The following is a 22,083-nucleotide window of genomic DNA, read 5'->3' as shown; positions in this document are numbered from 1 at the left end:
GACGGACAACTTTCGTAGGGGGTCGGAGCAGCCGGTCGTCCGATGTGCCGAGGGGGTCGGTGACGGTTGACTCGACGTCATGATCACCGTCGAGAACCTGACCAAGCGCTACGGCAGCACCACGGCTGTCCAGGACGTCTCGTTCACCGTCCAGCCGGGGAGCATCACCGGCTTCCTCGGGCCGAACGGCGCCGGCAAGTCCACCACACTGCGGATGCTCACCGGGCTGACGCCGCCGTCCTCGGGCACCGCCACCATCACCGGCAAGCGGTACGCCGACCTGCCGAACCCCGGCCGCGTCGTCGGGGTGATGCTGGACGCCGCCGCGCAGCACCCGGGCCGGACCGGCCGCGAGACCCTGCTGCTGAACGCCAGCCTTCTCGGCGTGCCGAAGACGCGCACCGACGAGATGCTCGAGGCGGTCGGCCTCAGCCACGCCGCGAAGCGCCGCGTCGGTCAGTACTCGCTCGGCATGCGGCAGCGGCTCGGTATCGCGAGCGCCCTGCTCGGCGACCCGGCCGTACTGATCCTCGACGAGCCGGCCAACGGCATGGACCCGGAAGGTATCCGGTGGATGCGCGGGCTGCTGCAGGACTTCGCCGCGCGGGGCGGCACCGTGATCCTTTCCAGCCACCTGCTCGGTGAGGTCCAGGCGACCGTCGACCGGCTGGTCGTGATCGGCGGCGGCCGGATCGTCGCCAACGGCTCCCTGGAGGAGCTGCTCGCCGGTTCCGGCACGCTCGTCCGCGGCCTCGACCCGGCCGGTCTGCGGACGGCGCTGACCGCCGCCGGTCTGCCCGTCGAGCCGGCCGGCGACGGTCACGGCGGCGCGCTGCGCGTCGACGCCACCGCCGAGCAGGTCGGGCGCGCCGCCGCCGCTGCCGGTCAGATCCTGCTCGAACTCCGCCAGAGCGACGGTGCCGGCCTGGAGGACCTGTTCTTCCAGCTCACCGCCGCGCCCGCCGCCGCCTGAACCCACCTTCTTCCTGGAGACCTTGATGACCACCGTGACCGACGTCGCACCGGCGACGAACGCCAAGCACCGCAGCGAGGTGGCGACCAGCCTGCCGCCCGCCCGCGGTCAGTCCTTCCTGAAGCTCGTCACGATCGAGCTCCGCAAGTCCGTCAACACCCGCAGCGGCCGGGTGCTGATCGCCGCGATCCTGCTGGTCGCTCTGGCCGCGCTCACGTGGCAGGCCACCCATCTGCCGTCTCGGGGCGCCGGATTCGACGGGTTCCTCGGGGCCGCGTCCACCGGGGTGATGCTGTTGCTGCCGGTGATCGGCGTGATGGCGATGACGTCGGAGTGGACCCAGCGGACCGCGCTGACCACGTTCACGCTGTCGCCGCGCCGGGTCCGGGTGCAGCTGGCGAAGTTCGTCTCCGCGGTCGTGCTGAGCGTTGTCGTGATGACCGGCGTCGTAGCGGTGGCGCTCGCCACCACGGCCCTGACCGGTGCACTGACCGACCGCACGATGTCGTACGCCGATCTCGGCGGGCAGCTGCTCGGGGCGTACCTGACCGTCGCGCTGAACGTCGTGATGGGTGCCGCCTTCGGTGCGGTGATCCCGCAGACCGCGGTCGCGCTCCTGGCGTTCTTCATCGCGCCGACCGCCTGGTCGCTGGCCGGCCCGGCGCTGTTCAAGGACAACGCGAACTGGCTCGACGTGTTCGGGGCACTCGGCCGGATCGCGGAGCGTGACCTGCACGGAATGGTGCCGGAGACGCTTACCGCGGTGGGGGTCTGGATCGTCCTGCCGACCGTCGTCGGACTGTGGGCAAGCTCACGTCGCGAAGTGAAGTAGCGGCGTCCGAACGCGGCGGGGTGGGCCGGTTTGAGGGGATCGGCCCACCTCGCCGATGCTGTCATCGGACCTCTTCGGGGCCGGGCGAGGGGGCGGTGCGTGTGTCGATCCTCAGCTCCGGGTATCCTTGAACCACGATTACTGACGACTGATCCGTGGGCGCCACGCAGCGTACCCGGTTGACTTGTGCGAGGGGGTCGACGCTATGGGGCGCGGCCGTGCAAAGGCCAAGCAGACGAAGGTCGCACGCGACCTGAAGTACCGCACCTGGGACACCGACTTGGACCAGCTCAAGCGAGAGCTGTCCGGTGACCAGGGGGGCGACCGTTCTGCGAACGGCGACAACGACGGCGACGACTACGACGCCGACGACTACCACCCCCGTCGGTAAGCAACAGCCCGGCTGAGCTGCTCAGGCGCCCTCTTCGGGGTGGCTGAGCAGTTCACAGTGCGCCGACGTGTTCCATCACAGCAGCATCACCCTGTGGCGGGACCAGCGAACCAGCCGCCCGAGGCGTCGGACGGCTGGGCTCCGGACCCGCCCGCAGGTGGTCGGCTGATCAACTGGCGTCAACACCTCGCCCGGCTCGGCTGCTCCTGACGTCAAAGCCTGGTCCGGTTGGGCTGGTCCTGGCGTCAACGCCTCGCCTGGTTGGGCTGGTCCTGGCGTCAGCGCCTGGTGCGGCTGGGCGCTTCTGGCGTGAGCGCCGTGGCCGAGTGGGCTGCTCCTGGCGTCAGCCCCGCTGGGCTGGTCGGCGCTGTTCTCCGGCCTGGTCTTTCGGCTGGACCTAGTGCGCGTAGCTGCCTTCGAGGGTGACGGTGCCACCTGCTGTTTCGGTGACCTCACCACAGACCCAGGCAGGGATGTCGCGGGCCGCCAGGGCCTGGATCGCGGCGTCGGCCGCCGACGGATCCAGTACGGCGACCATCCCGGCGCCCATGTTCAGCGTCTTCTCGAGCTCCGGCAGCGCCACGTCGCCGAGCAGCCCGACCAGGCCGAAGATCGGCGCCGGCGTCCACGTCGACCGGTCGATCCGGACCGACAACTGGTCCGGGATCACCCGTGCGAGGTTCGCCGCAAAACCACCGCCGGTGATGTGCGACATCGCGTGCAGCGGCCGCTCGTCGGCGCCGTTCAGCTCCTGGATCAGCTCCAGGCAGTGCTTCGCGTACACCCGCGTCGGCGTGAGCAGCACCTCGCCGAGCGACGTACCGAGCTCCGGCACCGTCCGGTCCAGCGTCCACTTCGCGCGGTCGAAGAACACGTGCCGCACCAGGCTGTACCCGTTCGAGTGCAGCCCGGACGACGCCATCGCCAGTACGACGTCACCTGCGCGTACCCGCTCCGCGCCGAGCACCTCGTCCGCCTCGACCACACCGGTCGCCGCGCCGGCCACGTCGTACTCGTCCGCCTCCAGCAGGCCCGGGTGTTCCGCGGTCTCGCCGCCGACCAGCGCCGTACCGGCCTCGACACACGCCTCCGCGATGCCCTTCACGATCTGCGCGATCGTCTCCGGCACCACCTTGCCGGTGCAGATGTAGTCGGTCATGAACAGCGGCTCCGCGCCGCACACGACCAGGTCGTCGACGACCATCCCGACTAGGTCGAACCCGATCGTGTCGTGCTTGCCGAGCTTCTGCGCGATCGCGACCTTCGTCCCGATCCCGTCCGTCGACGTGGCCAGCAGCGGCCGCCGGTACGACGTCAGCGCGGTCGCGTCGAACAGCCCGGCGAACCCGCCGAGCCCACCGACCACCTCCGGGCGGGTCGCCTTCGCCACCCACTCCTTCATCAGCTCGACGGCCCGGTCACCGGCCTCGATGTCGACCCCGGCGGCGGCGTAGCTCGCCCCTTCGCTCACTGTTCTGCTCTCCCTGTCTTCCGGCTGCGATTACGGCCGGCTGAGCGCGTCGGCCGCGCCGGCGCCACCGGACACCGTGGCCAGACCGTCCGCGTCGGTCCGTACCGGGTCCTCCAGCAGGTGCTTGCCGAGCTGCTCGGGATCCGGCAGCGCGACCGGGTACACCCCGTCGAAGCACGCCCGGCAGAGCCGGTCCATCGGCACCGTGGTCGCCTCGACCAGACCGTCCAGGCTGATGTAGCCGAGCGAGTCGGCGCCGAGCGAACGGCAGATCTCCTCGGTGTTCAGCCCGTTCGCGATCAGCTCGGCGCGGCTGGCGAAGTCGATCCCGTAGAAACACGGCCACTTCACCGGCGGCGCGGTGATCCGTACGTGGATCTCCTTCGCGCCGGCCTCGCGCAGCATCCGGATCACGGCCCGCTGGGTGTTGCCGCGGACGATCGTGTCGTCGACGACCACCAGGCGCTTGCCCTCGATCACCTCGCGGAGCGGGTTCAGCTTCAGCCGGATGCCGAGCTGGCGGATCGTCTGGCTCGGCTGGATGAACGTCCGGCCGACGTACGCGTTCTTCACCAGGCCGGAGCCGTACGGGATCCCGGACTCCTCGGCGTACCCGATCGCGCCCGGCGTACCGGACTCGGGGGTCGCGATCACCAGGTCAGCCTCGGCCGGGTGCTCCTGGGCCAGCTTGCGGCCGATCTCGACCCGGGTCGAGTAGATCCGCTGGCCGGAGATCTGGGTGTCCGGGCGGGCCAGGTACACGAACTCGAACAGGCAGCCCTTCGGGTCCGGCTCGGCGAACTTCGTCGACCGGAGGCCCTCGGCGTCGATCGCGACGATCTCGCCCGGCTCGACCTCCCGGATGAAGCTCGCGCCGACGATGTCGAGGGCGGCCGTCTCGCTGGCGATCACCCAGCCGCGCTCCAGCCGGCCCAGCACCAGCGGGCGGATGCCCTGCGGGTCGCGGGCCGCGTACAGGGTGTTCTCGTCCATGAAGATCAGGCTGTAGGCGCCCTTGACCTTCGGGAGGATCTTGGCGGCGGCCTGCTCGATGGTCAGGTCCGGGTAGCCGGCCAGCATCGAGGTCAGGATGTCGGTGTCGCTCGAGGCTCCGTGCTTGGCGTTCGCCTTCGCGTGGTCCACCTCGGCGTCCAGACCGAGATCCAGATCACCCTCGCCGTTCAGACTCGCGGCGAGTTCGCTGGTGTTCGTCAGGTTCCCGTTGTGCCCGAGCGCGATCGAACCGGTCGCGGTGGACCGGAACGTCGGCTGCGCGTTCGCCCACACGCTGGACCCGGTCGTCGAGTACCGGCAGTGACCGATCGCGATGTGCCCTCTGAGAGACGCCAGCGTCGCCTCGTCGAAGGCCTGGCTGACCAGCCCCATATCCTTGTAAACCAGGATCTGGCTCCCGTTACTGACCGCGATCCCCGCCGACTCCTGCCCCCGATGCTGCAAGGCGTAGAGCCCGAAGTACGTCAGTTTGGCAACCTCTTCCCCCGGCGCCCAGACCCCGAAGACGCCACAAGCGTCCTGCGGACCCAGATCCTGCGGGTCGAGTTCATGAGTAAGCCGACCATCGCCACGAGCCACACGAGCAGTCTACGGGACGCTCGGGCTTGCCCCGTCAGTCACCAGCAGATGGCGCAGGGCTTGTCGCCTGTGTCAGCGGCAGAAGCAGGCGTCGGAGCAGCGACCACTAGGAGCAGAGCGACACTGACCACGGTCAGCAACTTCTTGATCACGTATCGTCCCTTCAGAAAGAATCCGAACCAACATTGACTGCTCAATGTCGACGCACTCTGTATATGGTCGGTTCCGACAAGTTCTGGAGGAGAAGGATCGTGCTTGAGCCGCTGGGGGTGGACGAAGCCACTTTCGCGGTCTATCACGCCCTTCTCAGCCACCCAGACAGTACGCCTGAGCAGATTGCCTCGCTACTGCAGAAGCCGCTGGCGGATGTCCAAGCACTGATGGACAAGCTCCGCCTGCTTGAGCTTCTGGTGCCGACCTGGACCAATCCGGATGGGGAGCACGCCGTCCATCCGCGCGTCGGCCTGTCAGGCCTAGCCGAGAGGCGCCGTACTGAGCTGAACAAGATGCTGGGCGAACTCAAGGAGGCAGAGGCCTCGGCGGAGGTGATCGCCGAGCAATACAACGAGTTGCTGACCTCCCGCAGTACTGGTGATGTCGAAGTTCTCAAGGGCCGCGCCAACGCGTCCAGGCGGATTGAAGAACTCGCCCTCAAGACGCGAGAGACCTTCTGGGGGCTGATACCGGCGCACTTCGACGAGACCATGCCCGCGTCGGAGAAGTCCCCGGACACAGAGGTGCTCAGGCGCGGCATCAAGATGCGAACCGTCTACCTGCAGAGCATGACTGAGTCGAAGCAAGCGCAGGGGTATGCCGCGACTATCCACCGGCTCGGCGGCGAGGTGCGTGTCACGCCGACGCTGCCCATGCGCCTGCTGCTATTCGACGAGGAGGTCGCGGTCATGCCGATGGATCCGGAGAACCCGACCGCAGGCGCCGTCATTCACCGCACCCCAGCCGTTGTCTCCGTGGCCCTCGCGCTGTTCGATGCGTACTGGTCCCGCGCGACCGAGATGTTCGACCCGGACGACCGCGACGACGAAACGCCGCTCACCCCGCACGAGTCCGAGGTCCTCCGCCTCCTCGCAGGTGGCGCCAAGGACGAGCAAGTAGCCCGCCTCCTAGGCATCTCCCTCCGCACCGCCCGCCGCATCACCGCCAACCTCTCCGAACGCCTAGACGCCGCCAGCCGCTTCGAACTCGGCGTAGCAGCCGCGAAGCGCGGCTGGGTTTAGCAGCGTTGTTCGACTCCTCAGGCCTGACAGAGGACTTGATCGCCCTCTACAAGACCCTGCTGCAGCGGCCCGACCTTGGGCGCGCGACGCGACTGAACGAGCTTGCTGACGAGCTCGGCCGGAGCGAGGGGGAAACGAGCCACGATCTGCAGAAGCTGCGCGACTTGGGCTTCGTGGTTCCGAGTTGGATCGAGGGGATGGAGTATCCACTGGATCCAGCACTGTCCTTCGGGCGCCTTGCAACATGCCGGCAGCAGGAGATCGACGCCCTGACCGAACAACTTCGCGCGGACCAACTTGCTGCAAGCCGGTTCACCGCAGACCTGGCGAACTACCTCGTCCAGCGAAGGACTGGCGATGTCGAGATACTGGAAGGACGCGAACTCGCCAACCAACGAATGCTGAGGTTCCGGCCACAAAAGTCAGTGTGGGGAATTGCCCAGGACACGCCAACAACAAATTGGAACCCTGAGACATTCACCGACCGGCAACATCTCGAGCGAGGCGTTGAGATTCGGTACATTTATCCAGAATCTTACTGGAAGCGGCCAGGGGTACGGGAAATTCTGGAGTTCATCACTGGTCTTGGCGGAAAGATTCGCATTGCACCATCCATTCCATTTCGTCTGACGATCCTGGACTACGAATCGGCAGTGATCGGCATTGACCCAGAAGACACCTCTCGCGGCGCTGCCATCCATCACAGTCGCGCCGTTGTACGGATGGCGATGGAACTGTTTCTGAGCTACTGGGACCGCGGGTTCGAGCCGTTTACTGAGGAGCTGTGGGCTCGGGACGGTGGGATCAGCGCTCAGGAGGCTGAGTTTCTTCGGCTTCTGGTGCATGGGGCGACTGATGAGCAGGTGGCTCGGAAGCTTGGGGTTTCTTTGCGGACTGTGCGGCGGATTGCGGCGAAACTTAGTGAGCAGGTGGGGGCTTCGGGGCGGTTTGAGTTGGGGGTTCGGGCGGCGCAGCGGGGGTGGGTGGAGTAGTTAGCCCCAGTCCCAGGCTCGGGTGTGGTGGCGCATTGTTGCTCCTTCTGGTTGTTGGTTGTGCGCCGCCCGAAACTCCCGCCGGACGGAAGTCAAACAGATGGGGTTGGGGGCAACAACGAGTTCACGTGGCCGGGGGAGGTCGTTGGCCGGGGGCGGCCATGGGCGTGACCGGCAGGAGGACAGGACGTATACGTCCACTACTCGTCGCGGCACGCTGGGGTTTCCGTTCATTTGCCCGGTCGAGGCCGATACGTCCTGTCGTCGTGATCGGGCGACGCGCTGGGCCGGGCGTCGGCGAGGCCGAGTTTGCGGTAACTATTCGGCACCAGGCGCCGAATAGTTACCGCAAACAGCTCGGCCAGTCCCGGGGCGACCGAGCGCGCGACCCGGCCGGTCCGCGAGCCGCCCGAGTGCGCGGCACGGCCGAGTGCGCGGCACGCCCGAGTGTGCGGCACGCCCGAGTGTGCGGCACGCCCGAGTGTGCGGCACGCCCGAGTGCGCGGCACGGCCGAATGTGCGGCACGGCCGAATGTGCGGCACGGCCGAATGTGCGGCACGGCCGAGTGTGCGGCTCGGCCGGGGTGGAGTCGGGCGAGCGGAGTGGGTTAGACGGTTTTTAGGGCGGCGAGGAGTTTTGTGAGGGAGTCTCGGGCGTCGCCGAAGAGGAGGGTGGTTCGGGGGTCGTAGAGGAGTTCGTTCTCGATGCCGGCGAAGCCGGGGCGCATGGAGCGTTTCAGGAAGATGACTCGTTGGGCTTCGTCGGCGTTCAGGATGGGCATGCCGTAGATGGGGGCCGACGGGGTGTTGCGGGCGGCGGGGTTGACGACGTCGTTGGCGCCGACGACGAGGACGACGTCGGTGGTCTTGAAGTCGCCGTTGATGTCGTCCATCTCGCGGAGTTGCTCGTACGGGACCTGGGCCTCGGCGAGCAGTACGTTCATGTGGCCGGGCATCCGGCCCGCGACCGGGTGGATGGCGTAGTCGACCTTGACCCCGCGCGCCTGCAGTTCCTCGACCAGGTCACGCAAAGTGTGCTGCGCCTGCGCGACGGCAAGACCGTACCCGGGCACGATGATGACCTTGTTCGCGTACCCGAGCAGGATCGCGACGTCCTCCGGACCACCCGAGATCACCGGCCGGTCCGATGCCGTACCAGCACCCAGCGTCGACCCACCACGCACGGCACCGAAGAGGATGTTGAACACGGACCGCCCCATCGCGTCCGCCATCAGCTTCGTCAGCAACGTACCGGCCGCGCCGACGAGCGTGCCCGCCACCAGCAGCAGCGTGTTGCCGAGTACGTAACCGCCCGCCGCCACCGTCAACCCGGTGAAGGCGTTCAGCAACGAAATCACGATCGGTACGTCAGCTCCCCCGACCGGCAGCACCAACATCACGCCGATCGCGAGACCGACGAGGCAGAGCAGTACGCCGACCCACACGCGCGGGTCCGACACCAGCCACACGCCGAGCGCGATGCCACCCAGCAGCGACGCGACGAACAGTACGGGCAGACCGGGGAACGTCACCGGCCGCGTCGTCATCAGCTCCTGCAGCTTCGCGAACGTCACCACCGACCCGCTGAAGCTGATCGCACCGACGAGGATCGTGAACGCCGTGGCGATCGCCGCCACGGTCGCGTCCGCCGAGACCTCGCCGAGTTCGAGCAGCGCGACCAGAGCGGCCGCGCCACCGCCGACACCGTTGAACAAGGCAACGAGCTGCGGCATCTGGGTCATCTGTACGCGCCGCGACCCGACCACACCGCCGATGGTGCCGATGATCAGCGCGATCAGGATCGGCGCCAGGTGGTTCGGCTTGTAGGCGGCGAACGTGATCAGCACCGCGAGTACGGCACCGGCCGCGCCGATCAGGTTGCCGGACCGTGCGCTACGCGGCGACGACAGCGCCTTGAGCGCGACGATGAAGCAGACCGCGGAGACCAGATAGCCGATCTGGGCCCAGGTGGGGATCACTTCTGCAGCTCCTTCTTGCGGGCCCCCGGACCTTTGAACATCTCGAGCATCCGGTCGGTGACCACGAATCCACCGACCATGTTCACTGTCGCCAGTACGACGGCCAGCAGCCCGACGATCATCACGATCACCGAGTCGGTGGCGCCGGTGACGATGATGGCGCCGACCAGGATGACGCCGTGGATGGCGTTCGCGCCGGACATCAGCGGGGTGTGCAGGGTCGAGGAGACCTTGCTGATCACCTCGACTCCGACGAAGGCCGCGAGGACGAAGATCGTCAGCAGCGCGATCGATTCACTCATGCCTGCGGTCCTTCCAGAACGGCGCGGGTCGGCTCGTGCAGGATGCTGCCGTCGTGGGTGACGCAGCAGCCGCGGACGATCTCGTCGTCGAAGTCGGGGTCGAACGCGGCGTCCCGGGTCATCAACCGGATCAGGTTCGCGATGTTCTGGCCGTACAGCCGGGACGCGGGGCCGGCCATCTGGGACGGTACGTTCGCGCCGCCCCAGACCAGTGCGTCGCCGATGGTGAGTTCGGTACCGGCGACCGAGCCCTCGACGTTGCCGCCCTGCTCGGATGCGAGGTCGACGACGACCGACCCCGGCTTCATCTGCTCGACCATCGACCGGGACACCAGCATGGGCGCGGTCCGGCCCGGTACGGCGGCGGTCGTGATCAGCGCGTCCGCCGCGGCGACGTACGGCGCGAGCAGCTCACGTTGCAACTGCGCGCGTTCGGGAGTCATCTCGCGGGCGTAGCCGCCCGGTCCGTCCAGGGTGCCGAGTTCGAGCTCGATCGGTACGGCGCCCATCGACGCGATCTCCTCTGCGGCGGCGGTGCGGACGTCGTACGCCTTGACGACCGCGCCGAGGCGCTTGCAGGTGGCGATCGCCTGCAGGCCGGCGACACCCGCGCCGAGGACCAGGACCTGGGCCGGCGGGACGGTACCGGCGGCAGTCATGTTCAGCGGGAAGAACCGCGGCAGCCGTTCGGCGGCGACGATCGCGGCCCGGTACCCGGCAACGAGCGCCTGCGAGGACAGCGCGTCCATCGACTGGGCCCGGGAGATTCGCGGGATCAGTTCCATCGCGAACGCGGTCAGCTTGGCCCGCATGGCGGTCCGTACCACATCCGGCGGGTTGGTCGGCAGGAACGACATCAGCGCCGTACCGGCGTGCAACCGCTGCAGGCGTTCGCGTTCCAGCGGTTGCACCGAGGCCACGATGGTGGCGGCGTGGTCGGCGCCCCAGGCAACCTCGGCGCCGGCCTCGCGGTACTGGTCGTCGGAGAACAGGGCGCGTTCACCGGCGGCCGGCTCGACCGCGACCTCGTACCCGAGCTCGATCAGTTTCGCGACATGTTCCGGCACCAGCGCCACCCGGCGCTCGGCCGGTCTGGTCTCCCGTACGACTGCGATCTTCACTCGCCGAAACCTATGCCAAACTGTGGGTCGCCGGAAAGCCTCATCACGACTGCTCGGACAGGTTTCGCAGCAAGAGGGCCTCGGCGAGGCAGACCTTGCGGAACTCGGCGAGGTGCAGGCCCTCGTCGATGCCGTGCGCGCGGGTGTCCGGATCCTCGACGCCGGTGACCAGGATGGTCGCCTCCGGGAAGGCCTCCTGGAACTCGGCGATGAACGGGATCGAGCCGCCCATCCCCATGTCCACCGGCTCCACACCCCAAGCCTCCTGGAAGGCCGAACGGGCCGCCTCGTACCCGGCGCCGCGGGCGTTCACGCTGCACGGCTGACCGGTCTGGCCCTCGGTCACGGTGACCTTCGCACCCCAGGGCGCATTGTTTTCCAGGTGGTCTTTCAAAGCGGCGCTGGCTTTCACGGCGTCGTCACCGGGCGCGACCCGCAGGCTGACCTTGGCCCGGGCAACCGGTACCAACGTGTTGCTGGCCTCGGCGACCGACGGCGCGTCGATGCCGACGATCGAGACGGCCGGCCGGGTCCAGAGCCGGTCGACGAGCGAGCCGGAACCGGTCAGCCGGACGGAGTCGAGTACGGACGACTCGGCGCGCAGCCGGTCCTCCGGGTAGACGACGTCCGCGGCCCGTGACGCGTGCAGGCCGTCGACCGCGACGTCGCCCTTGTCGTCGTGCAGGGTCGCGAGCAGCCGGCACAACGCGGACAGCGCGTCCGGGATCGGTCCGCCGAAGAGGCCGGAGTGGACGGCGTGATCAAGCGTTCGGACCTCGACGTACGACTCGACCAGGCCGCGCAGCGACACCGTCAGCGCCGGCCGCCCGACCTCCCAGTTGCCGGAGTCGGCGATCACGATCGCGTCCGCGGCCAGCTCGTCGGCGTACTCGTCGAGCAGCTGCAGCAGGGTCGGCGAGCCGATCTCCTCCTCACCCTCGACGAACACCGTCACACCCACCGGCAGATCGTTGCCGAAGGCCCGTACGGCGGCGAGGTGCGCGGCGATCCCGGCCTTGTCGTCGGCGGCGCCCCGCCCGTACAGGCGGTCGTCGCGCTCGGTCGGCACGAACGGCTCGGAGGTCCACTGCTCCACCGGACCGGTCGGCTGGACGTCGTGGTGCGCGTACAGCAGGACGGTCGGACGCCCGGCCGGCGCCGGCTTCTTCGCGATCACGGCCGGCGCACCGTCGCCGGCGCGGACGATCTTGACCGTGAACCCCTCGGCCTCGAACAGCGCCGCGGTCGCCTCGGCGGACCGCTGGACGTCGGCCGCGCGGGCCGGTTCGTAGCTGACCGACGGGATCCGGATGAGGTCCTCGAGGTCGGCACGGACACTGGGCAGAACGCGGTCGATCGCCGCGGACAGATCGGTCATGAGGCCTACGGTACGGCGTCTGTTCCCGAACCCGACGCCCAGTTCACCTGGTCATGTCAATAACTGCCGTCTTACTCTGAAACTCTCGAAGGTTTCCGCCCAACCGAAGAGGATCTCATGAGCAGACTTGCGATCGTCAGCGCCCTCGCCGTCACGGCCGCCGCCCTCGTCCCCGCCCTTCCGGCGAGTGCCGCGATCAGTTGCGACACCTCGACCAGCGGGGGCTCCACCTTCTACGACGGGCCGTCGGCGTCCTACAAGTACGACGCCCGGTTCAGCAACAGCGCGAGCATTCCGAACCTCAGCACGTACACCCCGCAAGGCGCCGGTACTTGGTACGACTGGGACGGCTCCGGCAAGAACCTGCTCTTGGTCGCGGCGTACCGCGACGGCGCCGACTCGGAGATCTACGGGATCGATCCGTCCACCGGGTCCACGGTCGGCGTGGTCGCGATCGCGGAGTCCCACGTCGGCGGGATCACAGTGAGCAAGGGTTGGGCCTTCGTGTCCGGTCAGGGCAGCAGCATCCGGAAGTACAGTCTGACCGAGCTGCGGGACGCCTTGAAGGCCGCGGGTACGCCGTACCTCGCACAGGTCGGGACTGCGCGGGATGTGGCCGGGGCGTCGTTCATCGGGAGCTACGGGGACTCCTTGTTCGCGGGGACGTTCAATGACACCGGCCGCGGGACCATGTACGAGTACAAGATCGCGGACGACGGCACGCTGACCACGGTGGCCGGCGCGTGGGAGGTACCGACCAAGACGCAGGGACTGACCGTTACTGCGAACCACTTCATCTACAGCACGTCGTACGGGCGTGGGAATCGCAGCAACATCTACGTGGTGAAGCGCGGTCAGAAGGACCTGGATGCGGCCGCACTGAGCTGCTTCCGGGCGCCGAGCATGACCGAGGGCATCACGGAGTACAACGGGACGGCCTACCTGGTCTACGAGTCCGGTTCGTACCTGTACGCGTCGGACCCGGCGACGTTGAACGTGATCCCCCGCATGCACAAGGCAACCATCAGCTCACTGACGTCCCTGGTGCCTTAGGAGTACTTCGCGGAGTCCAGCACGTCGGTCCGGGTCTTCTCGTCGTTGGCCCGGACCTGAATGTGCAGCAAGGTGTTGTTGCCGACCAGCCGGTACTGCTCGACGATGCCCGGACTCGTTCCGCAGCTGAGCTGGAACGTCGCAGAATCGCTCTGCACGTCCGACCTGCTCACAGTGCAGCCTGACGGAGGCGTGACACTTCTCGGCACCGCTGCCGCGTTCATGACTCCTAGGAAGACGCCCTCTGTCGCAGCGTCTGTCTGCCATTTCGCGGTGTTGCTGCTGACCAGCAGAGACTGTCCGTCAGCAACAGCCTTCTGCCCCCACGCGCGCGGGACATCCACTGTGAGCTTGTCGTTCTTCACCTCGACAGGGCGAGTCAGGACGTACTCGTAACCCCCGTATCCGCCTGCTGCTGCTAGGACTACTGCGGCGAGGGCTGTGAAAACGCCTGCTCGGCGGGAGCGCCTGGGCTTGCTGGGGACTGTCGGCTCGTTGGTGCTGGCCAAGGCGGTTGCCTGGTCGACCGGTGCGCTCGTTCCTGTCGGCGCGGGCATCTCTGCGGCCGGCACCAGCCGCGCGGGGACCTTGCCAGTCGTGTGCGCCTCGCGCAGAGCGTTGAGGAAGCTGTCGAGGTCCGGCCAGCGCTCGTCCCGGTTCGGTTCGAGTGCACGCCGTACGACCACGTCGATCGCGTCCGGCACGTCCTCGCGGATCGTGGTCATCGACGGCGGTGGTGCGTCGATCTGCATCACCGCACCGAGGCTCGCGACCCCGTGCGGCGCCTGGCCGGTGAAGGCGGCGTACGCGACCGCGCCGAGCGAGTACAGGTCGGCGCGGTGGTCGAGACGTTCGCCCATCACCTGTTCCGGTGCGACGTACGCCGGGGTGCCGCCGGGCATGGTGATCCGGGAGACCTCGGCGAGCGACTTGCCCAGGCCGAGGTCGGACAGCATCGCGCGGTCGCCGCTCGGGTCGGTGCGGAACAGTACGTTGGCCGGCTTCACGTCCCGGTGCAGGACGCCGCGCGCGTGCAGGTGCTTCAGGCCGCGGCCGACCTGGGTGATGATCCGGACCGCCTCGGCGAACTCGAGCGGGCCGGCCTTGATCCGGTCCGCGAGCGTGCCGCCGTCGGCGTACGTGAGCACCATGAACGGACGGCCGTCGTCGGCCTCGCCGATGTCGTGCACGCCGACGACGTACAGCGAGTCGACCTTGCGCAGGAACCGGCCCTCGGCCAGGAACCGGCGCCGGACGTCCTCGTCCTCGACCCAGTTCTCGGACAGGACCTTGACCGCGACCTCGGCGTCCAGCTGGTCGTCGCGCGCCAGCCAGACGGTCGCGAAACCCCCGGCACCCACCCGGCGGACCAGGGAGTACCGGCCGATCCGGGATGGCTGGTCCATGGCGCAATTATGCTCGATCCGTCCTGCGACTCGTTCGCTGGAGTGAACAAAGCGGCATTTCCGGGCGTCACAGTCCCCGACAGCGGGTGGCCGGGCACCCGCCCCGACCGTGGTCCGCCGCACGGTCCCGTACCGACTGTGACCCCGACCACGAACGTTCCGAGGAGATCGCCGATGCGAAGGCAGAACGGCCGTCTGGCCGCCCTGGTCGCAGCTGTCGCCGTCGCCGCCGTCGCGGGCGGTGGGGCGCTCGCGTACCGCCAGGGCCCGCGGGCCAACGCGGAAGGCGCAGCCGCCGCCCCGCTGTCGACGTCCGCGTCGACCGCCCGGACCACGCCGGCCACAAGCGCCGGCAGGACGACGCCGACGCCGACACCTTGGACAGCCACCGCCGGACCGGTGAAGACCAAGATCGACCTGAAGAAGCTGCCCACCGGTCGCGCACCACAGATCACGTACCTCAGCGGCCGCACCATCCGCGGCGGCGCCGGCGAGAACGTCACGGTCCCCGGAACCACGGAGATCCAGGAGGTCGCCCGGCTCGGCTCCTCCTCGCTCGCCGTCGTCACCAAGGGCTTCGGCAACGAGATGCTCACGCTGGACAGCACCGGCAAGATCACCCGCCACACGCCCGACATCACCCAGCTCGTCACCACGGCAGACGGCAGCGCGGCCGCGTACGCCGGTACGAAGCTGAAGGACACCGGCGAGCAGCTCCCCGGCGTCACGATCTACGCCGCGCAGGCAAACTCCCAGTACGACCTGCAGATCACCGTCCCCGGCATCTGGAACACCACGCTGCACGCGTACGTCGACGGCAAGGTCTACTTCGACGGATCAGCAACGCAGGACGGCCCTACCGTCCTGTACGAGTGGACTCCGGGCGAGCCGAAGCCCGTGATCCTCAAGGCCGTACCAAGGCCGCTCGCGGTGTCCAGCGCCGGCACGGCCGCTTCACTGACCACTATTGCCGACCAGAGCAGCTGCAGCAGCCTGCTGACTGTTCCTACCGGCAAGCGGCTGTGGCGGACCTGCGACTACATGATCACAGGCTTCACGCTGGACGGTGCGACTGTCATCGCGGGCTCGAAGTACCAGGACGGGTACGGCGACGGCATCACGGCCGCACTGGACGGCAAGAGTGGGGCCTTGCTGCACGAGTGGTCCGGCGTCTTCCGGCAGGCGGTCCCCGAGGACGACCAGCACCTGCTACTGCTTGCCGACGACGGCGAGGGTACGCCGGCCTCGATCGTCCGCTGCACCATCTCCACCGGCGCTTGCGAGTTGGCGACGCAGCCGGCCAAGGGCAATCTGCTGATCGGCGCCTGAGTTGACGACTCCGGCCTCGCGTTCGTCCGTCGGTCGGTTGATCGCTGTCGTGGTAGTCACGGCCGTGGTTGCTGTCGCTGTCGGCGGGGCGATTGCCGCCCGGCAAGGTCCGACGACAGGGACGGCGCTGGAGGCCGCACCACTGGGCGGCACCACGAGCAGCACGCCGACCGCGACGCCGAAGTCCTCGCCGAAACCGTCCGCAAAGCCCACGCCGAAGCAGACACCGGCTCAGACACCGACGCAGACCCCGTCCGCCCAGACGACACCGTCCTCCTCCGGTCCGGTTGCTCTCGAGGCGGGCAAGCTGGCTCAGGGCAACGGTCCGCAGCTGACCTACCGCTTGGACCGGACCGTACTCGGCGCCGGCAAGGAGCAGAAGGTCCCCAGCTCGGGCAGCCTGATGGACGTGGCCCGCCTGGGCAGCAGCGTGCTCGCGACGACCGCCGGCGGCGAACTGCTGAAGGTCGACTCGGGCGGTGCGGTGGTACGTCGTACTCCGCATGTCATGACGCTCACCGGCACACCCGATCAGTCGGCCGTGGCGTACGCGACCACGCCACCGGTGGTCGTAGGCGAGCAGACGTACGGCTCGACGCTCTACGCGGAAGGCAGCTCACAGAGGTCCTTGGAGCTCCCGGACGTGCAGAGCATCTACGTACTCGCCTACGCGAAAGGGACGGTCTACTACAAGGCCTCCGTCAAGGGTGCCGAGCGGACGCTGAAGCTCTACACCTGGACTCCAGGCGACGCGAAGGCCGTCCTGGTGAAGACGGTCGCCGGTGACGCGATGGCGGTCTCTGACGACGGCCGCTTGGCCTCCGCGCTGTCGGACAACGGCTGCTCCACGGTGGTGGAGATCGCGACAGGTAGGAAACGGTTCAAGACCTGTGACTACAGGGTCTCCGGGTTCACTCCGGACGGCTCTGTCGCGATCGCTACACCCGCGTACGGCGACAGCTACTGCAGCAACATCATCACTGCGCTGGACTCGCGTAGTGGTGCCGTACAGCGCCAGTGGAGCGGTTGCTTCTACCGGGCTGTCGCAGAGGACGAGCAGCACGTCCTGATGGTTGCTGTCGTGGCCGGTGGTGGCCAGGACCCGAACACCAAGAGCACCGTGGTGCGCTGTTCGCTGGACACGGCCACATGTGAGCGGGCAACCGCCGTCGTAGCGGCCAAGCAGATCGACTTCGCGCGCGGCTAGTCTGCTTTGGGCAGATGTCCCTTCAGGACAAGGGCCTTCAGGGCAGACTGCACCTATGACGATTGCTGTGCTGGCTGACATTCATGGCGTGCTGCCTGCGCTGGAGGCGGTGCTGGCCGAACCAGACGTGCAGGCGGCTGACCTGGTCGTGTTGGCCGGGGACATCGCCAGCGGGCCGCAGCCGGTGGAGACACTCGACGTGTTGACCGGCCTGGGCGAGCGGGTGGTGTGGGTACGCGGGAACGCGGACCGCGAGCTGGTGGAGATGGTTCGCGGGACGTTCGTCGGTGAACCACCGGACGCGGTCAGTCCGTGGGCAGCTGCGGAGTTGCGGGCGGATCAGGTCGAACTGCTGGCCGGGCTCCCGTTGACCGCGACGATCGGGGATGTGCTGTTCTGTCACGCCACGCCCCGCGACGACATCGAGATGGTGCTGGTGGACAGCCCGATCTCCCGTTGGGCGCAGGTGTTCACCGGACTGCCCATGGAGATCAGGACGGTCGTCTGCGGCCACACGCACATGCCCTACGCACGCCAGGTCGACCGGCGCCAGGTGGTGAACGCAGGCAGCGTCGGCATGCCGTACGGCGCTCCTGGTCCCACGTGGGCGCTCCTGTCCGAGCACGGCGCACAGCTGCGCTACACGCCCATCGACGTCCACAAGGCAGCAGACCGGATCGTCAGCGAGTCCTCGTACCCCGGGCGGGAGGAGTGGGTGGCGGAGTACCTGCTGCATACGTACTCCGACACGGAGGCGCTCGAGGCATTCAGGCCGCGCACTGAGGGCTCAGGGGGTTGAGCGGTTACCGTCAGGGGGTGTTCGCGCGCCGGCGGAAGCATTTCGGGACTCCGGCCGACAAGGCGACGTATGCAACCCTGCATACCGCCTCGTTGGCCAGCCCACACCTGCGCGAAGGCCTGACCCCTGCCGCGGCCGGCAAGGCCAGCCGCCATCTGCGGGACCTGCTGGGTACGGCGGCCATCGCGATCTGCGACTCGTCCGGCGTACTGGCCTGGGACGGCGTCGGCGGACCGTACGAGAGCAACCACCGCCGCGACGCCAAGGACCTGGCAGCGCCGACGCTCCGCTCGGGCCGTACCGCTGTACTGGGCGCACACGACGTGGCATGCGGGGACCCGCAGTGTCCGATCCGTACGGCAGTCGTCGCCCCGATCGTGACCGAAGAACGAGTCGTTGCGGTGCTGGTCGCGTACAGCAACAGCACGTCGGCCGCGCTCGTCCGGGCGACTGAAGAGGTCGCTCGGTGGGTGTCAGGGCAAGTAGAACTGGCCGAGCTCAACAAAGAGCGGACGCGCGCCATGGAGGCAGAGCTACGCGCGCTACGCGCTCAGATCAGCCCGCACTTCATCTACAACGCCCTGGCCGCTATTGCGTCGTTCGTCCGTACAGACCCGGAGCGGGCGCGTGAACTGCTCCTGGAGTTCGCTGACTTCTCCCGGTATGCGTTGCGGCGCGGCGGCGAGTTCACGACGCTGGCGGACGAACTGCGCAACGTGGAGCGATACCTGGTGCTGGAGCAGGCTCGCTTCGGCGAGCGGCTCAAGGTGTCGTTGCAGATCGCTCCCGAGGTGCTGCCGGTGGTCATCCCCTTCCTGGTGGTACAGCCCCTGGTGGAGAACGCGGTCCGGCACGGCCTCGAGTCCGGGGCCGGATCGATCACGATCCGCGCCCGGGACCGGATCAACGAGGCTGAGATCAGCGTCGAGGACGACGGCGCCGGCAGCGACCCGGAGGTGATCCGGGCGGCGCTGTCCGGCGGTTCCAGCAGCGACTCGGTCGGCCTCGGGAACGTCGACGCGCGGCTCCGCCAGGTGTACGGCGACACGTACGGCCTGGTCGTGGAGACCGCGCTGGACGCCGGGACCAAGGTGACGTTCCGGATCCCCAAATACTCCTCAGGGGTGCATGCGTCCCCTTAGAGTTCGCTCTATGGCCGACTCTCCCCTGCGCGCGCTGGTTGCGGACGACGAGGAGCCTGCGCTGGCCGAACTGGTGTACCTGCTGGGCCAGGATCCCCGGATCGGCGAGATCCGGACCGCGTCGAACGGCCCGGACGCGCTGAAGATCCTGCAGGCGACCGACCTGGACGTGGTGTTCTGCGACATCAAGATGCCCGGGCTGGACGGGATCGACCTGGCACGGGTGCTGTCCAAGTTCGCGAGCCGGCCGCAGATCGTGTTCGTGACGGCGTACGACGAGCACGCGGTGGCTGCGTTCGACCTGGAGGCCACCGACTACGTGATGAAGCCGGTCCGGCAAGAGCGGCTGGCGGAGGCTGTACGCCGCGTGGTCACGCAGGGCGCACCGACCGCGCTGCAGTCACCGGACGAGACCGAGGACGAGGTGATCCCGGTAGAGCTCGCGGGCATCACCAGGTTCGTCCAGCGCTCCACCGTGCGGTACGTCGAAGCCCAGGGCGACTACGCACGGCTGCACACCGGCCAGAACTCCCACCTCGTACGCATCCCGTTGAGCACGCTGGAGGAGCGCTGGCACGACGCGGGCTTCACGCGGATCCACCGGAGCACCTTGGTCGCTCTACAGCATGTGGACGAGATGCGGGTGGACGGCGGCCGCTGCTCGGTACGAGTCGGTGACGACTGGCTCCCGGTCAGCCGGCGGCACACCCGCGAGCTGCGCGACCTCCTGGTTCGTTCCCGATGAGTACGCCGGAGGGACCGCGCCGAGTCCGCGTCACCAGCCCCCGGGCGAGCGCAGCCCGCCGTCCACTGACTCCTACTGGCACACGCGAGATCGACGAGCAGACCCGGCTCGGCCAGGTATACATGCAGTCTCTGGTGCAGTCACAGCTGCGTCTGACGCTCGCTGTCATCGGCGGCGTGCTGCTGATCCTCGGCAGCATTCCCCTCTTGTTCTGGCTGGTCCCTCCGACGCGCACCCTGTCCGTACTGGGTCTCCCACTCCCTTGGGTGATCCTGGGCATCCTGGTGTACCCCGTGGTGTACGTCGCGGCGCGCATCTACGTCCGCAACGCGGAGCGGATCGAGGCGGAGTTCACCGAGTTCGTAGGGCGGCAGTAGCAGATGTCCTCCGCGATCAGCGTGGCTGCGATCGGCCTGGTGGTACTGGCGACGATCGGCATCGGGCTGTTCGGTCTGCGGATCTCTCGTACCACCAGCGACTTCTACGTCGCCAGCCGCGCGGTCTCGCCCCGCTGGAACGCGTCAGCAATCAGCGGCGAGTACCTGTCCGCTGCGTCCTTCCTGGGCGTCGCAGGACTGGTACTGGTCAACGGCGCAGACATGCTGTGGTTCTCTGTCGGGTACACCGTCGGCTACTTGATGCTCCTGGTCCTCGTAGCCGCTCCACTACGCCGGTCCGGTGCCTACACGTTGCCGGACTTCGCAGAGACCCGCTTCGAATCCGCGGCCGTACGACGGATCTGTGCCGGACTCGTGGTCGGTATCGGGACGCTCTACCTGCTTCCGCAACTGCAGGGCGCCGGACTGGCCGTGCAGACCGTTACGGGTGCACCGCCACAGGTCGGCGCAGCCGTCGTCGCAGTCATCGTGGTGATCAACGTCGCCGCGGGCGGGATGCGGTCGATCACGTTCGTGCAGGCGTTCCAGTACTGGCTCAAGCTCACCGCACTGGCCGCGCCGATCTTCGTCATCCTGCTCCTGTGGCACCAGCCGACCGGCGTCCTCGATTCACTGCACGGCGCGGCGGCCGAGTGGGCCGAGCCGCTGTCCCGGGCGGGCGGCCGCGACCATCCGCTGTACGCGACGTATTCGTTGCTCTTGGCCCTTTGTTTCGGGACGATGGGCCTCCCGCACGTCCTGGTCCGCTTCTACACCAACCCCGACGGCCGCGCGGCTCGTCGTACCACCGTCGTCGTGCTGGCGTTGCTCGGCCTGTTCTACCTCTTCCCGCCGATATACGCCGTACTCGGCCGGACGTTCGCGCCGGACCTGGTCAGCACCGGCGGGGACACCGTCGTACTCGAGCTGCCTGGACGCGTTTTCCCCGGTACCGCAGGGGATCTGCTCGGGGCGCTCGTCGCGGCGGGCGCGTTCGCGGCGTTCCTGTCGACGTCGTCGGGGCTGACCGTCGCGATCGCGGGCGTGATCGACCAGGACCTGTTGCGGAGCCGGCTGCACCGCTGGACGGCCGGGGACTACGTCGCGGTGAACAGCTTCCGGATCGCGGCGCTGTTCGCGATGGTCGTGCCGTACCTGGCGTTCACGGTGACCGGTGCGCTGAGCCTCGCCGACACCGTCGGACTCGCGTTCGCGCTGGCGGCGTCGACGTTCTGCCCGTTGCTCGTACTCGGGATCTGGTGGCGGCGGATGTCGACCACCGGCGCCGCGGCCGGGCTGGTCGTCGGCGGGATCGCGGCCAGCGCGGCCGCCCTGGTGAACGTGTCCGGCGCGCCGCAGGGCGGCTGGCCGCGCGCGCTCGTCGGTCAGCCGGCCGCGTGGACGATGCCGCTCGCGTTCGTCACCGTCATCGTCGTCTCGAAACTCACCCCGGACCGGATCCCGGCCGGCACCGCCCGCAGCATGGTCCGCCTGCACACCCCCGAAGCCGTCGACGTCGACCGCGGACCTGCACCACTCACCAACCGCTCGTCCAGCGCCTCCCGCCCACCGCGCCCCACCTGACGCCCGCCGCCGTCGGCGGGATGGTGAGTGGTGGGCGTCCGCCGTTCGTCGTGCGGTTCCTACCGTTCGTCGCAGTTGAGTGATCCACCGAACGACTGGTGTGCTCCGCTGAGCGACCGGTGCGCGCCGGTGCTGTCACCACGGGCGTGACCCAGGCCACAGTACGGACAAGCC

The 22,083-nt window shown here is 68.3% G+C and carries 20 protein-coding genes; 13 read left to right on the top strand and 7 right to left on the bottom strand.

The window, feature by feature from the left end:
- Positions 1 to 79 precede the first annotated feature (79 nt).
- The 3 genes from ACFYRU_RS14050 to ACFYRU_RS14040 all read left to right on the top strand — a co-directional run bounded on the left by ACFYRU_RS14050 (position 80) and on the right by ACFYRU_RS14040 (position 2,196).
- A complete protein-coding gene (locus tag ACFYRU_RS14050; RefSeq protein WP_387657508.1) occupies positions 80 to 973 on the top strand; it encodes an ABC transporter ATP-binding protein in 894 nt (297 codons plus the stop codon).
- 25 nt (positions 974 to 998) lie between these two features.
- Positions 999 to 1,805, top strand: coding sequence for an ABC transporter permease (locus ACFYRU_RS14045; RefSeq protein WP_387657505.1), 807 nt, complete (start codon positions 999 to 1,001; stop codon positions 1,803 to 1,805).
- A 205-nt stretch (positions 1,806 to 2,010) separates the two neighbouring features.
- The gene (locus ACFYRU_RS14040; RefSeq protein ID WP_132149106.1) at positions 2,011 to 2,196 is read left to right on the top strand and encodes a DUF3073 domain-containing protein; all 186 of its coding nucleotides are present in this window, start codon (positions 2,011 to 2,013) and stop codon (positions 2,194 to 2,196) included.
- Between the two features lie 397 nt (positions 2,197 to 2,593).
- On the opposite strand, the gene purM is transcribed toward ACFYRU_RS14040, so the two are convergent.
- Entirely contained in the window at positions 2,594 to 3,667 is a 1,074-nt protein-coding gene (gene purM, locus ACFYRU_RS14035; protein ID WP_387657502.1) for a phosphoribosylformylglycinamidine cyclo-ligase, read from the bottom strand.
- A 30-nt stretch (positions 3,668 to 3,697) separates the two neighbouring features.
- Positions 3,698 to 5,260 carry an amidophosphoribosyltransferase gene (purF, locus tag ACFYRU_RS14030; protein WP_387657499.1) on the bottom strand — a complete coding sequence of 521 codons (1,563 nt, stop codon included), beginning with the start codon at positions 5,258 to 5,260 and terminating at the stop codon, positions 3,698 to 3,700.
- 251 nt (positions 5,261 to 5,511) lie between these two features.
- Here purF and ACFYRU_RS14025 point away from each other — a divergent pair, with 251 nt between their 5' ends.
- Both ACFYRU_RS14025 and ACFYRU_RS14020 read left to right on the top strand, forming a co-directional pair.
- The gene (locus ACFYRU_RS14025; RefSeq protein ID WP_387657496.1) at positions 5,512 to 6,495 is read left to right on the top strand and encodes a LuxR C-terminal-related transcriptional regulator; all 984 of its coding nucleotides are present in this window, start codon (positions 5,512 to 5,514) and stop codon (positions 6,493 to 6,495) included.
- A gap of 35 nt (positions 6,496 to 6,530) precedes the next feature.
- On the top strand, positions 6,531 to 7,487 hold the full coding sequence (locus tag ACFYRU_RS14020) for a helix-turn-helix domain-containing protein (protein ID WP_387657494.1): 957 nt from the start codon (positions 6,531 to 6,533) through the stop codon (positions 7,485 to 7,487).
- Positions 7,488 to 8,095: 608 nt separating this feature from the next.
- Here the strand turns inward: ACFYRU_RS14020 and ACFYRU_RS14015 are convergent.
- The 4 genes from ACFYRU_RS14015 to ACFYRU_RS14000 are packed head-to-tail and all read right to left on the bottom strand — an operon-like array spanning position 8,096 to position 12,267.
- Positions 8,096 to 9,466 (bottom strand): NAD(P)(+) transhydrogenase (Re/Si-specific) subunit beta, encoded by a 1,371-nt coding sequence (locus tag ACFYRU_RS14015; protein WP_387657492.1) that lies wholly within the window; start codon positions 9,464 to 9,466, stop codon positions 8,096 to 8,098.
- Positions 9,463 to 9,768, bottom strand: a complete 306-nt coding sequence (locus tag ACFYRU_RS14010) for an NAD(P) transhydrogenase subunit alpha (protein ID WP_387657491.1) — start codon at positions 9,766 to 9,768, stop codon at positions 9,463 to 9,465. Before ACFYRU_RS14010 ends, ACFYRU_RS14015 begins: the two co-directional genes overlap by 4 nt.
- Positions 9,765 to 10,889 (bottom strand): NAD(P) transhydrogenase subunit alpha, encoded by a 1,125-nt coding sequence (locus ACFYRU_RS14005; protein ID WP_387657488.1) that lies wholly within the window; start codon positions 10,887 to 10,889, stop codon positions 9,765 to 9,767. Before ACFYRU_RS14005 ends, ACFYRU_RS14010 begins: the two co-directional genes overlap by 4 nt.
- Before the next feature lie 43 nt (positions 10,890 to 10,932).
- On the bottom strand, positions 10,933 to 12,267 hold the full coding sequence (locus ACFYRU_RS14000; protein ID WP_387657485.1) for a dipeptidase: 1,335 nt from the start codon (positions 12,265 to 12,267) through the stop codon (positions 10,933 to 10,935).
- Positions 12,268 to 12,384: 117 nt separating this feature from the next.
- On the opposite strand from ACFYRU_RS14000, the gene ACFYRU_RS13995 reads away from it, so the two are divergent.
- On the top strand, positions 12,385 to 13,320 hold the full coding sequence (locus ACFYRU_RS13995) for a hypothetical protein (protein WP_387657483.1): 936 nt from the start codon (positions 12,385 to 12,387) through the stop codon (positions 13,318 to 13,320).
- On the opposite strand, the gene ACFYRU_RS13990 is transcribed toward ACFYRU_RS13995, so the two are convergent.
- On the bottom strand, positions 13,317 to 14,726 hold the full coding sequence (locus ACFYRU_RS13990; RefSeq protein WP_387657482.1) for a serine/threonine-protein kinase: 1,410 nt from the start codon (positions 14,724 to 14,726) through the stop codon (positions 13,317 to 13,319). The genes ACFYRU_RS13995 and ACFYRU_RS13990 overlap by 4 nt on opposite strands.
- A gap of 174 nt (positions 14,727 to 14,900) precedes the next feature.
- Between ACFYRU_RS13990 and ACFYRU_RS13985 the strand changes: the two genes are divergently transcribed.
- The 7 genes from ACFYRU_RS13985 to ACFYRU_RS13955 are packed head-to-tail and all read left to right on the top strand — an operon-like array spanning position 14,901 to position 21,909.
- Positions 14,901 to 16,055, top strand: coding sequence for a hypothetical protein (locus ACFYRU_RS13985; protein ID WP_387657479.1), 1,155 nt, complete (start codon positions 14,901 to 14,903; stop codon positions 16,053 to 16,055).
- 49 nt (positions 16,056 to 16,104) lie between these two features.
- On the top strand, positions 16,105 to 17,262 hold the full coding sequence (locus tag ACFYRU_RS13980) for a hypothetical protein (protein ID WP_387657477.1): 1,158 nt from the start codon (positions 16,105 to 16,107) through the stop codon (positions 17,260 to 17,262).
- Positions 17,263 to 17,317: 55 nt separating this feature from the next.
- The gene (locus ACFYRU_RS13975) at positions 17,318 to 18,061 is read left to right on the top strand and encodes a metallophosphoesterase family protein (protein ID WP_387657474.1); all 744 of its coding nucleotides are present in this window, start codon (positions 17,318 to 17,320) and stop codon (positions 18,059 to 18,061) included.
- A gap of 17 nt (positions 18,062 to 18,078) precedes the next feature.
- Positions 18,079 to 19,203 carry a histidine kinase gene (locus ACFYRU_RS13970; RefSeq protein ID WP_387657471.1) on the top strand — a complete coding sequence of 375 codons (1,125 nt, stop codon included), beginning with the start codon at positions 18,079 to 18,081 and terminating at the stop codon, positions 19,201 to 19,203.
- 10 nt (positions 19,204 to 19,213) lie between these two features.
- Positions 19,214 to 19,948 (top strand): LytR/AlgR family response regulator transcription factor, encoded by a 735-nt coding sequence (locus ACFYRU_RS13965; RefSeq protein ID WP_387657468.1) that lies wholly within the window; start codon positions 19,214 to 19,216, stop codon positions 19,946 to 19,948.
- On the top strand, positions 19,945 to 20,325 hold the full coding sequence (locus tag ACFYRU_RS13960) for a hypothetical protein (RefSeq protein WP_387657467.1): 381 nt from the start codon (positions 19,945 to 19,947) through the stop codon (positions 20,323 to 20,325). The genes ACFYRU_RS13965 and ACFYRU_RS13960 overlap by 4 nt, the downstream gene beginning before the upstream one ends.
- Positions 20,326 to 20,328: 3 nt before the next feature.
- Positions 20,329 to 21,909 (top strand): cation acetate symporter, encoded by a 1,581-nt coding sequence (locus ACFYRU_RS13955; RefSeq protein ID WP_387657464.1) that lies wholly within the window; start codon positions 20,329 to 20,331, stop codon positions 21,907 to 21,909.
- The last annotated feature ends 174 nt before the right edge of the window (positions 21,910 to 22,083 follow it).

Source organism: Kribbella sp. NPDC004536 (genome assembly GCF_042873835.1).
Classification (GTDB): Bacteria; Actinomycetota; Actinomycetes; order Propionibacteriales; family Kribbellaceae; genus Kribbella.
This window is presented reverse-complemented; position numbering and strand designations above follow the sequence as displayed.